General features: G+C 60.9%; 14 protein-coding genes. 9 read left to right on the top strand and 5 right to left on the bottom strand.

Translation table 11 applies throughout. From position 1 onward, the window contains the following. The 3 genes from E4K65_RS05485 to E4K65_RS05475 are packed head-to-tail and all read right to left on the bottom strand — an operon-like array spanning window position 1 to window position 2845. A complete protein-coding gene (locus E4K65_RS05485) occupies window positions 1-1881 on the bottom strand; it encodes an amidohydrolase (RefSeq protein ID WP_135173299.1) in 1881 nt (626 codons plus the stop codon). Next, complete coding sequence (locus E4K65_RS05480; protein WP_135173298.1) at window positions 1878-2168, bottom strand: XapX domain-containing protein; 291 nt, start codon at window positions 2166-2168, stop codon at window positions 1878-1880. Before E4K65_RS05480 ends, E4K65_RS05485 begins: the two co-directional genes overlap by 4 nt. A gap of 26 nt (window positions 2169-2194) precedes the next feature. Next, window positions 2195-2845: a hydrolase gene (locus E4K65_RS05475; RefSeq protein WP_135173297.1), complete on the bottom strand. Its 651-nt coding sequence runs from the start codon at window positions 2843-2845 to the stop codon at window positions 2195-2197. 306 nt (window positions 2846-3151) lie between these two features. On the opposite strand from E4K65_RS05475, the gene E4K65_RS05470 reads away from it, so the two are divergent. Together E4K65_RS05470 and E4K65_RS05465 are read left to right on the top strand one after the other, a co-directional pair. Further along, window positions 3152-3967, top strand: coding sequence for an alpha/beta fold hydrolase (locus tag E4K65_RS05470; protein WP_135173296.1), 816 nt, complete (start codon window positions 3152-3154; stop codon window positions 3965-3967). Window positions 3968-3979: 12 nt separating this feature from the next. Then, window positions 3980-4612 carry a hydrolase gene (locus E4K65_RS05465; protein WP_135173295.1) on the top strand — a complete coding sequence of 211 codons (633 nt, stop codon included), beginning with the start codon at window positions 3980-3982 and terminating at the stop codon, window positions 4610-4612. Window positions 4613-4630: 18 nt separating this feature from the next. Here the strand turns inward: E4K65_RS05465 and E4K65_RS05460 are convergent, their stop codons facing one another. After that, the gene (locus tag E4K65_RS05460) at window positions 4631-5557 is read right to left on the bottom strand and encodes a helix-turn-helix domain-containing protein (protein ID WP_135173294.1); all 927 of its coding nucleotides are present in this window, start codon (window positions 5555-5557) and stop codon (window positions 4631-4633) included. Window positions 5558-5786: 229 nt separating this feature from the next. Here E4K65_RS05460 and E4K65_RS05455 point away from each other — a divergent pair, with 229 nt between their 5' ends. Continuing rightward, complete coding sequence (locus tag E4K65_RS05455; RefSeq protein WP_167770557.1) at window positions 5787-6761, top strand: LysR family transcriptional regulator; 975 nt, start codon at window positions 5787-5789, stop codon at window positions 6759-6761. Here the strand turns inward: E4K65_RS05455 and E4K65_RS48520 are convergent. Continuing rightward, window positions 6754-7686, bottom strand: a complete 933-nt coding sequence (locus E4K65_RS48520; RefSeq protein WP_235885499.1) for a ring-cleaving dioxygenase — start codon at window positions 7684-7686, stop codon at window positions 6754-6756. The genes E4K65_RS05455 and E4K65_RS48520 overlap by 8 nt on opposite strands. A 275-nt stretch (window positions 7687-7961) precedes the next feature. Between E4K65_RS48520 and E4K65_RS05445 the strand changes: the two genes are divergently transcribed. The 6 genes from E4K65_RS05445 to E4K65_RS05420 all read left to right on the top strand — a co-directional run bounded on the left by E4K65_RS05445 (window position 7962) and on the right by E4K65_RS05420 (window position 12834). Then, a complete protein-coding gene (locus tag E4K65_RS05445) occupies window positions 7962-8825 on the top strand; it encodes an alpha/beta fold hydrolase (protein ID WP_135173293.1) in 864 nt (287 codons plus the stop codon). Between the two features lie 128 nt (window positions 8826-8953). Then, a complete protein-coding gene (locus tag E4K65_RS05440) occupies window positions 8954-9124 on the top strand; it encodes a c-type cytochrome (protein WP_135173292.1) in 171 nt (56 codons plus the stop codon). A 24-nt stretch (window positions 9125-9148) separates the two neighbouring features. Beyond that, a complete protein-coding gene (locus E4K65_RS05435; protein ID WP_135173291.1) occupies window positions 9149-10159 on the top strand; it encodes an MBL fold metallo-hydrolase in 1011 nt (336 codons plus the stop codon). Window positions 10160-10247: 88 nt separating this feature from the next. Next, the gene (locus E4K65_RS05430; RefSeq protein ID WP_135173290.1) at window positions 10248-10721 is read left to right on the top strand and encodes a MaoC family dehydratase; all 474 of its coding nucleotides are present in this window, start codon (window positions 10248-10250) and stop codon (window positions 10719-10721) included. A 194-nt stretch (window positions 10722-10915) separates the two neighbouring features. Further along, entirely contained in the window at window positions 10916-11215 is a 300-nt protein-coding gene (locus E4K65_RS05425; RefSeq protein ID WP_135173289.1) for a UBP-type zinc finger domain-containing protein, read from the top strand. Beyond that, window positions 11212-12834: an MFS transporter gene (locus E4K65_RS05420; protein WP_135173288.1), complete on the top strand. Its 1623-nt coding sequence runs from the start codon at window positions 11212-11214 to the stop codon at window positions 12832-12834. The genes E4K65_RS05425 and E4K65_RS05420 overlap by 4 nt, the downstream gene beginning before the upstream one ends. Window positions 12835-13609: the final 775 nt, after the last annotated feature.

Below are 13609 nucleotides of genomic sequence, written 5' to 3'. Positions count from 1 at the left end.
TTAGACCGCCCAGCAGGCGCACCCGAGAGCGCCCCAGAAGCTTCTGAGGTCGGAAATGGGCAGACGACTCGACCATGCCGAGGCGTGATCATGTCCATGCACGCCACAGGAGTTGGCGCAGCCGCACATCTGCGAAGCCTTCATGGCGAGACCGCTTTCCTTCGTCTTATCGTCGGCCCAGGCGGCGTAGCCACCGAAGCGCCTGACCGGCGACCAGTCCGGCATTGCGGGCGGCGGGGTAGCTGCCTCCAGCTTCGAAAAGTCTCCGGTGCCGAACACGATCTTGCCTCCTACCATCGTCAGCACGGAGGTCGTGTCGGCTATTTCAGCTTCGCTGCAGGAGAAGTAGTCGCGATCCGGAACGATGAGATCGGCGAGCTGACCAACCTGGATACGGCCCTTGTTGCCTTCCTCATTGGAAAACCACGTTACATTCTCGGTCCACATCCGCAGCGCCGTCTCGCGATCCAGGCAGTTGCGTTGCGGCGTGATCCGCAAACCGCCGACGGTGCGGCCGGTGACCAGCCACGACAGCGAGACCCATGGATTGTATGAAGCAACGCGAGTCGCATCCGTACCGGCAGACACCTTGACGCCCTTGTCCAGGATCTTCTTTACCGGCGGCGTAGCCTCGGCTGCCCCTGCCCCGTAGCGTTCCACGAAGTATTCGCCCTGATAGGCCATCCGGTGCTGGACGGCGATGCCACCTCCGAGCGCCGCAATCCGGTCAATCGACTGGTCGGAGATCGTCTCGGCGTGATCGAAGAACCAGTGCAACCCTTCCAGCGGCAGATCCTGATCAACCCGCTCGAACACGTCCAGCGCACGCGAGATCGTCTCGTCATAGGTCGCATGTAGCCGCCACGGCCACTTGTTCTGGACGAGAACGCGCACGACTTCTTCGAGTTCACCCTCCATCTCAGGCGGCATGTCAGGTCGTGCGACGCGGAAATCCTCGAAATCGGCAGCGGAGAACACCAGCATCTCGCCTGCGCCATTGTGCCGGAAATAGTCGTTGCCCTGCTTGTATTTCGAAGTCTTCGTCCAGTTCAGGAAGTCATCCTTCTCGCCCTTGGGCTTCTGGGTGAAGAGGTTATAGGCGAGCCTGATGGTCAGAAGGCCCTCATCGTTGAGCTTCTGGATGACGGCATAGTCTTCCGGATAGTTCTGGAATCCGCCGCCCGCATCGATGGCGCCGGTGACGCCCAGGCGGTTCAACTCTCGCATGAAGTGACGGGTCGAGTTGACCTGGTAGTCGAAAGGCAGCTTGGGACCTTTGGCGAGCGTGGCGTAGAGGATGTTGGCGTTCGGCTTGGCCAGCAGCAAACCCGTCGGATTGCCCTTCGCGTCCCGCATGATTTCACCGCCAGGCGGTTCCGGGGTGTCCTTGGTATAACCGACGGCGCGCAGCGCGGCCCCGTTCAGGATGGCCCGATCGTAGAGATGGAGCAGGAAGACCGGCGTCTCCGGAGCAACCGCGTTGAGCTCGTCGATCGTCGGGAGCCGCTTTTCGGCGAACTGATGTTCGGTAAACCCACCGACCACCCTCACCCACTGGGGCGGCGGAGTGACGGCGACCTGCCGCTTCAGCATATTCATCGCATCGGCAAGCGAACGTACGCCGTCCCACCGGAGCTCCATGTTGAAGTTTAGGCCGCCACGGATGATGTGGAGATGGTTGTCGATCAGACCGGGCAGCACACGATGCCCTTTCAGATCGACGACTTTCGTGTCCGGCCCGGCGAGCTTCATTACCTCGTGATCGTGCCCGACGGCAACGAAGCGGCCGTCGGCGATGGCTACGGCGGAAGCGGTCGGGTTAGAACGGTCGAGGGTCGTGAACAGGCCGCGGTGTAGAATGACATCTGGCGTAGTGGTCATGATTGCTTCTCCAGGGCCTCTAACGTGGTCGTCTTAGCGGGTTGCTCGCTGTGACGCCCAGGCAACATCCCAAACATGTGCGTCGCGCTCTTTGCTTGATGCCAAGCGGAAGCCAGCCCATGTCCGGACAGCAACTGCCGAGTGACGGGAACGATCTGCTCGCCCGCAAGGATGCCAAGCAGCCCAACCAAAGCGACCAACGGAGGCGCGGGTGAGCGAACGTTCATCAAGCTGTAGATGACGCCGACCAGAAGGCCGGCGCCGAGCGACAACAGGTAGATTTTCATCCCGGTTATCCGCGATTAGAGGAACTCTAGCCGGCCTTGGCGCCACCCTCGGAAGCATGCTCGCCGAGCGCCCACTTCGAGAAGCGGATCTGAATTCCGTAGGGCGAATGCGCGCGTTGAATGTCCATCATTCCTTCGTAGGTCTCGGTGCGCGCCCAATCCTGCTGAAGTTCGTAGGCGTACTGAGACGAGGTGATGGGGACCGCGCCCGCCTGAATGGCTCGCTCCATCGCTCGATTATGGGCTTCGAGCGAAAGGTCTCCACAAGCATCAGCAGCGATGTAGATCTCGTAGCCCTCCTTGAGCATGTCCAGCGTCGGGAAGATCACGCACGCCTCGGTCCAGAGACCGGCCAGCACGAATTTCTTGCGACCGGTAGCAGCGACCGCCTTACGGAAGTTTGCATCGAGCCAGGAATTCATCGACGTGCGGTCGATGACGTCATGCTTCGGAAACAGCGAGGTGACTTCCGGAATGAATGGTCCGGAGAACGAATCACGCGCAACCGTAGTCAGCACGGTCGGAATCTTGAAAAGCTTGGCAGCCTTTGCCAGGATCTGAACGTTGTTAATTGTGACCAGGCGGTCGTGCGATTGAACACCTTGGAACATGGCCGGCTGATAGTCGATCAGCGCAATGGCGCTATTGTCCGGCGTGAGCATATCGAGTTTCGACATCTAGGGATCTCCTTGCGATCGTGACCGATCGGCGAAAGCGGATGGGTGCGAGTGAGGCCATCCTGAACCCTGACTGTCGCCGGAGCTTGGACTATTTCGTCGTCGCTTGGACTCCGGCCCGATGTTCGCGTGCGACTATTTGCCGAACATGCCGCGTTCCCGCCGGCGCGTCCAAGATCGCCAGCATGTCCAAAGGACGAGCAGATAGTCCAAGCCAAATGCCCCTACTTTCGCGACGTTTCGCGTAGACAACCGATGCGTCGAAAGGCGACGCACCGGCCTTGTCACGCGCCAAAGGAGCGATCGATGGCCTTGCTGAAATTGCGGGACGGTACCGAGCTTTATTACAAGGACTGGGGAAGCGGAAAGCCCGTCCTGTTCAGTCATGGCTGGCCGCTGAGCGCCGACATGTGGGACGCGCAGATGCTATTCCTGGCCGAGCGAGGCTACCGGACCGTGGCATTCGATCGCAGGGGATTCGGCCGCTCGAGCCAACCCTGGACGGGTTACGACTACGATACCTTCGCCGACGACATCGCAGAGCTCATCAAGCATCTCGAACTGAAGGAAGTGACGCTTGTCGGATTCTCGATGGGCGGTGGAGACATCGCCCGCTACGTCGCGCGACACGGCTCTGCGCGCGTCTCGAAGTTCGTGCTGCTGAGCTGCGTCACGCCGCTGTTTGTCAAGACCGCGGACCACGACGGCGTCGACAAATCGGTATTCGACGGCATCAAGGCCGGCCTCATCAAGGATCGCCCGCAGTTCCTCGACGACTTCAATCCCCTCTTTTACGGGACCAACCACGGCATGAAGGTGTCGCAGGGTGTGTTCCAGCAGACGCTTCAGATCGCTCTTCAGGCGTCGATCAAGGCGACGCTCGATTGCGTAACCGCGTTCTCGGAAACCGACTTCCGGCCCGACATGGCCAAGATCGATGTCCCCACGTTGGTAGTCCACGGCGAGGATGACCAGGTCGTGCCGCTCCCCTATACCGGCAAGCTGGCCGCCGAGATGATCAAAGGCGCCAAGCTTAAAACCTATCCGGGCGCTCCGCACGCTACCACGACGACGCACGCCGATCAGGTCAACGCGGACCTGCTTGCATTCCTGAAGTCGTAGTGGAGAGGTCACATGGCGTCGAATCCCCTCCACTTACTGGAACCGAAGGACTGCGCCCTGCTTTTGGTCGACCAACAGGCCGGCCTGGCGTTCGGCGTCGGATCGATCGACCGGCAGGCGCTCATGAACAATGTCATCGCGCTCGCGAAGACCGCGACTGTGTTCGGTCTGCCTGTCGTCGCATCGACTTCCGCGACAAAGGTGTACAGCGGCCCGCTGATGCCGGCCATCAAGTCGGCCCTGCCAGGCATCGAGACGATCGACCGGCGCAGCATGAACGTTTGGGAGGATGAGAAGGCGCGTGACGCCGTCCTCGCCACCGGCCGCGGACGTCTCATCGTTTCAGGTCTGCTCACCGAGGCGTGCGTGACGTTCGCCGTTTTGTCGGCGCTGGCGGCCGGCTTGGAAGTCTATGTCGTCGGCGATGCCTGCGGAGGGCTCACTCCCGCAAGCCACGAACTCGCTCTCAGCCGGATGGACGCCGCGGGGGCTCACCTGACATCGTGGATTCAGATTCTGCTCGAAATGCAGCGCGACTGGACGCGACACGAAACTTACGATGGCGCTCGCGCCATCGTCGAATCCCATGCGGGCGGATACGGGATCGGATTGGCTTATGCCCGCGATATGATCCGTCCCGCTTAAGGCGTCGCGGGTCTGGACCTAGCCTTCGGTCCGGGCCCGCCGCCAAGCGCCGGGACTTGCTCCCACACTGCGCGAGAAGACCCTGGTGAAGTAGCTCTGATCACCGAAACCGCAGATGAGCGCGATGTCGGCAAGCGGAAGCTTCGTGCTCAGCATCTGACGCTTTGCTTCTTCGATCCGAAGTTGCGAGAGGAATTCATGCGGCGCGATACCTGTGGTGCGCCGAAACGATCTTGCGAAGTGGCTGGGCGTCAATTTGCACTCCGCAGCTACGTCGGCAATCGTCAGACCGCTGGCAAGACGCGTTCGCATAATCTCCTTGGCGCGACGCTCCTGCCAAGGCGCAAGGCCTCCGCCGACCGCGCTATCCTGGGGGCGCATGCCGCCGTAGGTCTGCGCAAAATGGGCGATCAAGCTCAATCCGATCTGGTCGATGAAGAGCTGATTGTTGACCGGATCCTGCTCGACAGCGCTGAGAAGCACGCTCGACAATGTCGAAAGATACGGGTCGCGCTGATCCCTGCCCCACTTGAGCGTCGCCACCGGCTTGGCTCCGTGTTCGCGGGCGAATTCGTCGAGGGCGCTCGTCGGTACGTAGTATTGGACGGCATCGAACGGACCCCTGAATTCGCACTGAGGGTTGTCCATCAGATTGGTGACGCTGACCGTGCCGGCGCCGAAGGCTCCCGAATATCTCGGCTTACCGGCGAGCCAGCAGGAATGCCTTTCAAGATCGCCCAGTTGGTGCAGGATGCTGAAGGCTGGCTCGGAAGGTATGGCCGCCGTCCGCTCCCGAACGAAACGAGAGCAGGTCAACCGCGTCATCGCGAGCGCCAGTTGTCCCTCGCGATGGACGCGAAGCAGACAGTCGCCCTCCATACCGAGGTGTTCACTGATACGACGACCATAGAAGCCGCCGGACGCGCTATCAGAACCTTCCTTCATTGGAACGTCCATAGCCCCCCATCACAGATCGCGTCCACAACGAATCTCCCTTAGAGAGATAATCGCCTTCGTTCAAGACTCCGATCCGACGACCGCCGATAGCAAAACGTGCTTATCGGAAATGTCGCCGGGACGGAAACGATGCCTCACGATAGGTGAAGAAGCCCGGACTTGATAATCCATCGAAACTCCACATTATTTGTGAAGTCACTTCACAGACGGGTATGACATGGACAATCGGATCGGTGAAATGCAGGTCTTCCTCCGCGTAGTGGAGGTCGGCAACTATTCCGACGCCGCACGCAGGCTCTTGATGGCGCCGTCGACGGTCAGCAAGCTTATCGGAAGAATCGAGGAGCGGCTCGGCGTGCGGCTTTTCGAGCGCTCGACGCGGCGCTTGGCGCTGACGGCCGAGGGACGGATATATCATGAGAAAAGCTTGGCACTTGTCGCCGAGCTTGATGGGATCGAGCGGGGAATTTCCAGGGGTGCGACGACGGCCGGTGGGACAATTCGCGTCAACACGACCATATCGTTCGGTATCCTGGGTCTCGAACCTTTGCTCCCGGCCTTCTGGAAGGCCCATCCCGAGATCGTGATCGATATTTCACTCTCCGATGAGGTCGTCGATCTCTACCTCGATCGGACGGATGTCGCCTTCCGCGTGGGCCCTCTGCAGGATTCCGCGATGGTTGCCAGACGTATAGGCGTCGTGAAGAGGCGGATCGTCGCTTCGCCTGACTACATCGACCATATGGGTGAACCCAAAAAGGTCGAGGATCTATCCCGTCACAAATGCCTGGGGTTCAACTTCCGGCGGTCTGCGCCGGTCTGGCCGCTCAAGGAGAGTGGCCGCATCGTAGACCGGATGGTCAATGGCCCGCTCGTTGCGAACAATGCCCAAACCCTGAAGAGAATGACCCTCGCGGGTGTGGGCATCGCCAGGCTCGCAGACTATCACATCCGCGACGACATTGCTGCCGGCCGACTGATCGAAGTGCTCCATGGCACCGTGGGCGACGACGAGCAGATCCACGCGCTTTATCACGGTGGGCCGCGTCTGCCGTTCCGGGTGAAGGCCTTCCTCGACTTCGTTTGCCCTCGCCTTACCGATTTCATGGAAGGCAAGGCCACTCGCGAAAAGCCTGCGCAAAGGGCCGTCCCGCAGGGAAAAGCGAAGCGAGCAACCAGGGCGCCTAGCTGAGCGGAGGTAGGATCGCTTGCAATTCGGCGCGGCGATCTTCTAGGAAAGCGGGTAGCTTGAGATGTTCCCCCAAGCGCTCGGGCGCTTCGTCGACCGCGAATCCTGGGCCGTCGGTGGCGATCTCGAATAGGACGCCGCAAGGCGCACGGAAACCTACAGCGCTCAGATAGGTGCGCTCGATCGGATCGCTGACCGCCATCCCGTATGCCGAGCGCAACTTCTCAACCATCTCCGACCTATCATCGATATCCCTCGAGCGAAAGGCCACGTGGCGGATGGTACCTCCGCCGAGCCGTCCCCGCGAGGACTTCCCTATCACACGCAAGGTGATGGCGCCTCCGGGTCCGCCGTGCGCAGCCAAGCGGATAGAACCATCCTTCCTCGACACAAGCCCGAAGTCGAAGACCTCTTGAAGGATGTCGATCGTCGCGTCCTCCTCGCGGACATTGAGTGTCACGTCATGAAGGCCTTGGAGCGGGCGAACTGTTGGCCCATCTCGATGGACTTCCGACGATTGATCTTCCAGTGTCTCGACCAATGCCAGTGATGTTCCATCGGGGTCCGCGAAACAGAGCATTCGCTCTCCGAAGGGTGACATCTGCGATCTACTGGGTACACCACACGAATCCAGGCGATTGGCCCACTGACCGAGGGAATGCGGCGGTGCCCGAAATGCGGTCTGGACGACTTCGCCGACCCCGACGAGTCCCGCTGTCACGCAGTTCCAGGCAAGGGTGCTTATCACAGTCCCTGGAGAACCGAACTCGGCGCCATAATAGACGTGGTAACTGCCTGGATCGTCGTAGCAGACGGTCTTCTTAACCCGCTTGAGCCCTAACACGCCTCGATAGAAGTCGGCCGAGCGCCTTACGTCGCCGACGATCGTCGTAACGTGGTGAATTCCTCGCGCGTTCACTTGGCTCATTCCCAGTCCGCGACCCGTAGGCCGCATGGTGCGTCATACCTGCCCAGCCGGCCTTTGGTTCTCGTTGTGGCTGCCGGTCATAGCAGACACACAACCCGGAACTTGACCTCTCGTCTTGGACTTTCTCCCGAAAAACAACCCCTTGCCGAGGCGATTATAGCGCTTTTTGATGCTGTCGCGACGCAATCGTGCAAAGCGCGCTGAAATCCTGCAATGACTCCCCGGCCGATCAGCCTAACGATTGCGGCGCGAAACCGCAGCGGGGCGCCAGATCCGTGACCACCATCCATCGGACCACGTGCCGTGCCAACGGCATCAGGCAATTCTACCTCGAGGCTGGGACCGGTCCGCCGGTAGTGCTTCTGCACGGCTTTCCCGAGACTAGTTTCGCCTGGCGGTTTCAGATTCCGGCGCTTGCGCCCCAGTACCGAGTGATCGCTCCGGATCTTCGCGGGTACGGGGAAACCGACAAGCCTGCGTGTGGCTATGACAAGCGGACGATGGCCAATGACATCGTCGAGTTGCTGAAGGCCCTCGGGATCGGACGGGTCGCACTTATTGGACATGACCGTGGTGCGCGGGTCGCGACCCGCCTGGTCAAAGACCATCCCGATCTCGTCGATCGTCTGGTCGTGATGGACAACGTCCCTACGCGGATTGTCGCGCGCGAAATGAAGGCCAAAGTCGCCCGCGAATACTGGTTCTTCATGTTCCACCAGATTCCGGATCTTCCGGAGGCATTGATCGCGGGTCGGGAAGACATCTGGCTTCGGCACTTCTTCTCCGACTGGTGCCACGATCCATCGACGATCACCGGCGAGGCGTTTGAAACCTATGTGAAAGCCTACAGAGCCCCGGGTGCGGTCCGAGGCGCGATGGCCGATTACCGAGCAAGCGCGGATGATGTCGCGCAGGACCTCGAAGATGCCGACAAGAAGATCAAATGCCCCGTACTCTCGCTTTGGGGACAGGATTTTGGCGCCGTCGGCCGCCTGTTCGATATGAAGGCGATCTGGAGCGAGATGGCAGAGAATCTCACTGTGGCTCCCATCGAACGCTGTGGTCACCTTCCGCAGGAAGAACAGCCGGATATCGTCAACAAGCTCCTTCTGAATTTCCTCGAAGGTTGGAGCGGCTGAGTCTGCGAGGCTCGCGCGCAACAACGTCCAATCCGTCTTGAGATCGGACAAGACGGGGTCGCGGAGCTGGGCGATGCTCGAGCCCGATCGATCGGAATGATCCGGACGGCCCGAACGTCGTTCGCGCCGTGATCGAGGGCATCCGGATCGGATCCCCGAACGGCAACAACACGATGCCTTCGTTCGCCGCGGCCTACTCCGACGAAGAGATCGCAGCGGTCAGCACCTACGTGATCGGTCACTTCGGCGGCAAGCAAGGCCGGGTCACCCCTGCCATGGTTGGCGCGGCTCGCGACTGAGCCATTCGACCCCAGGAGACAAAGATGAGACCTGTTTCGATCGTGATGTGCCTAACGCTGGCGCTCTTGTCCGGTGACGCAGCGTTGGCCGCAGCTCCCCAGGTCCGGACGCAGGCACCCGGGTTCTACAGGATGATCCTCGGGCGCTTCGAGATAACCGCGCTGCTCGACGGAACTCACCCGTTTCCTGTCCACGAAGTGATGACGCGGAACGAGACGACACCGACCGGTGAACGAAAGGCCGTGAAGCTCGAGGAAAGTCATCCCGGCAAGGCCGAGGCGCTCCTTGCCGCTTCCGATCTCCCTGCTCCAGTCGAGGGCTCGATCAATGCCTTCCTGGTGAACACCGGAGTGAAGCTCATTCTGATCGACAGCGGCGCCGGCAGCCTTTACGGCGCGTGCTGCGGACACCTGCTGGAGAATCTGAGGGCGGCCGGATACACCCCGGAGCAGATCGATGAAATCTATCTGACTCATCTTCACGCGGACCATGTGGGAGGCATCGCGCCGCAAGGAAAGCCGGCGTTTCCCAACGCCGTCATAAGGGTGAATCAGAAGGACCTGGACTACTGGCTCGACGTCAAGAATGAGAGCGAAGCTCCCAAATTTCTCAAGCCCATGTTCGAGGGCGATCGCGCCTCCTTGAAGCCTTACTTGGAGACCGGCCGGCTGAAGCCGTTCTCTGAAGGCCAAGAGCTTTCCGCAGGAATTCGCGCCATCCCGACTACTGGGCACACCCCCGGCCACACGTCGTACGAAGTGACCAGCGAAGGCAAGACACTTCTGGTCTGGGGCGATCTCGTACACGTGGCGCCGATCCAGTTTCCCGACCCGGCCATCACGGTGACGTACGATAGCGACACAGTATCGGCGGAGGCGGAACGAACGGGAGTCTTCGCACACGCCGCCAGAAGCGCGACCTGGATCGCGGCAGCGCACATAGCATTTCCGGGTATCGGGCATATCCGATCGGTCGACGGGCGCTTCGAATGGTTGCCGGCGAACTATACCACGGAGCTCAAGCCGATTAACTGACTCAGGCCATCGCCGAGCGTGATCGCCGAGGGCGCGCGGCGAGCCTGCTCGCGGGTACGCCTACGCACCTACGTCAACGAGGAGAAAAATGACCTTCGCATTCGACCCGAGAGAATGGCACATGGTGCCGGAACGCAGTTTCGGCGAACTCAAGCTTGGCGAGACTTTCCGCGCGCCAAGTCGCACGCTGACGGACGCCCATGCTTCCGCTTTCCAGACCGTGTCGTGTGACAATCATCCGATCCACTACGACATCGGTTACGCCAAGCGGTTCGGCCATGCCGCTCCGGTCGTACACGGCTTGCAGGTTCTTGCCTTTACCGCTCCTGGCGCTACTTTGCTGCCGCACACCTTCGGCTCGATCTTCATTGCGTTCACCGAACTATCGGTGAAGTTTCTCAAGGAGGTCCATGTCGGCGACACGCTCTATCCCGCGCTTGAGATCGCTGCGCTGGAGCGTATGGGCGACAAGGGCAAGGTAACCACCGACGTTACGGTTCACAACCAGAATGGCGAGCTCGTTTTGTCCGGTCAGCACTCCTACCTGCTCAGGACGACCTGAGCACGATGGCTCCGCAGTGCCGCTGATCGCTAGGCTCGCTATGGAGTACTGCTTCCACGTGACCGGGCGCTGGCGCAGCGGGCGCGCTTGCGTGCGGATGATCGCGGGAGCCATGGCCGGCGCCGTCAGACGATCCCCGCGTCTCACGGCGTGACGAAAAGCAAAGAACTCGCCGACCGATGAGGAATAGTAAAATGCCGCGATGCAGCCACATGAACTTCCGGACGGTCAGGAGAGTCTCGCCCAGCGCCCAAGGCTGCGAGGAATGTCTGAAAACAGGAAGCTGGTGGGTGCACCTTCGGATATGCCGCGAATGCGGCCACGTCGGCTGCTGCGATCAGTCTCCTAACCGGCACGCCACCGCACATTTCCACGCCACCAAGCATCCGATCATGGAAGGCTATGATCCGCCCGAGGGCTGGGGCTGGTGCTACATCGACGAGACAATTGTCGATCTTCCCGACCAGACACCTCCTTCCGGACCCACGACATGAGTTCGCCGAACGAAAGTCGGGCCTCCCCCGATCTGAAGACCGCCCCCACCTCGCCCTGGGTGGCCTTCCGCTACAAGACGTTCACGGTGGTGTGGATAGCGACCGTCGTCGCCAACGTAGGCACTTGGATGTACAACGCCGCGTCCGGATGGCTGATGACGAGCCTCGCTGCCGATCCGCTCACCGTCTCCCTGGTTCAGGTCGCGAGCAGCCTCCCGATGTTTCTGTTCGCGTTGCCGGCCGGCGCGTTGGCGGACACCGTCGACAAGCGCCGCTTTCTGATCGGTTGCGAGATCGCCCTCACCCTCGTCGCGGGGGCAAGCGCAGTGCTCGTCGAAATGAACCTCGTTACGCCGACCGTCCTGCTCGTGTTCACATTCCTGCTCGGCGTCGGCGCTGCATTTACCGCCCCTGCGTGGCAGTCGGTCGTGCCCCAGCTCGTCCCAAAGAAGGATCTTGCCGCGGCCGTCGCCAGCAACGGCGTCGGGGTCAACATCAGCAGAGCCATCGGGCCGGCGCTCGGCGGCGTGGTCATCGGCGCGTTGGGTATTGCAGCGCCGTTCTGGTTCAACGCGCTGAGCAATTTCGCCGTAATCGGCGCCCTTCTTTGGTGGCAACCGGCTGCCTCCCCGGGCAGCGGGCTGCCGCCGGAACGTCTCGGCGGTGCCATGGTGATCGGCTTTCGTCACGTACGCTACAATCCGAACCTTCGAGCGACCCTGGTCAGGGCCGTGGCGTTCTTCTTCTTCGCGAGTGCCTATTGGGCCCTGCTCCCCCTCGTCGCGCGCAATCAGATCGCGGGCGGCCCCGAGCTCTACGGTGTTCTGCTTGGAGCCATCGGTGTTGGTGCCGTCGTCGGTGCCTTCACGTTGTCATGGATGAAGACTTGGCTCGGACCAGACCGCCTTGTCGCAGCAGGAACCGCCGGCACTGCACTGAGCCTGGTTCTCCTGGGCGTTGCGCATCAGCCGGGAATGGGAATTGCGGCGTGCCTCGTCGCGGGTATGTCATGGATTGCCGTCCTTGCGACCATCAACGTCTCGGTCCAAGTCTCGCTGCCCGATTGGGTCCGCGGCCGCGGCTTGGCAATGTTCGTCACAGTCTTCTTCGGAGCGATGACGGCCGGCAGCGCGCTTTGGGGACAACTCGCCTCAGGGCTGAGCCTGCCAGAAGCACATTTCATCGCCGCGGCGGGTGCAATCGCAGGGATTTTGCTGACTTGGCCCTGGAAGCTTCAGGGCGGCGCCAGCATCGACCTTGCCCCTTCGATGCATTGGCCGGCGCCGATATTGAACATCGAAGCCGAGGCCGACCGCGGGCCTGTCCTCGTCACGGTCGAGTATTTAATCGCCCCGGACAAGCGTGAGGCCTTCCTTCCCGCTGTCATGGCGCTGGGCCTGCAGAGACGTCGCGACGGCGCCTATGCCTGGGACATCTTCGAGGACGCGGCCCAGAGCGGACGCTTCGTGGAGACGTTCATGGTGGCGTCCTGGCTCGAGCATCTTCGACAGCACCAACGCGTGACGAATGCGGACCGCGTCGTTCAGGACGCAATCCTCGAGTTCGGCGCCATGGCTGAACCCAAGGTTACGCACCTCATAGCAGCGCGCCGTGAGTGACTACCGTGTGCCCGCTCACAACGACGCTTCCAGACCAGCCAACGCCCTTGGCGGCACCAAGATGCGGGCTGGCTGACATCGTGCGCAGAGCGAACTACAACATCAGCCGGCGCTTGGTTCGCGCACCGACCCGACGCGCGACGATGGCGTAGTGGCCGTTGGAAAGAAGGATTCGCGCGGGCCGTCAGCGCCGCGCCTGCGAACCTTCGTAGACTGGATCATGTCTGAGCTCGCGCAGACCGACAAGAAGGCCTAGCACGAGTTTGGGACGCAGCTTGGCCGATTGTTGCAAGGCCCGCATTGAACTATTGCGGACATGACGTCACTTCACGCCGACGTCGGCTTTTCAGCGACATTCGCGATCGGCCGATGTCTGCTTTGCGCTAAGGCCTATCTTTGCTCGAAACTAAAACTTTGGGTGCCCTACTCTTCTGCACGATCAGCTCCGCTGTGGTACTCCAGAGGTGAAAACGCCGTGGATTTCGGAGCTCGGGCGGGCTAAGCCAATCTCGCTATTTCGGTCCCCGGTGCGAGAGGAAGCAAGAACAAACTCTATCAGACTACGCTAACGCGCGCGATCGCGGCCGGCATCACTACTCCCACTCTATGATTTCGAACGACGTTTCGTCGTTGTTTTACAAGCACAAATTTTCAAGTCTGACGGACAAATGCCGACGGTATACCCGCTGCATTTTTTTGGCGTTGAATTCACAGAAAAAATTGCTCCTCACGAAGCACTGGCAATTCCGCTACCTATCGGAGTCTATCGACTGGA

Origin of the sequence: Bradyrhizobium niftali, assembly GCF_004571025.1 — a bacterium.
In the GTDB taxonomy this organism is placed as follows: domain Bacteria; phylum Pseudomonadota; class Alphaproteobacteria; order Rhizobiales; family Xanthobacteraceae; genus Bradyrhizobium; species Bradyrhizobium niftali.
Note: the sequence above shows the minus strand (reverse complement) of the source record. Positions and strands in the feature narration are given on the sequence as shown.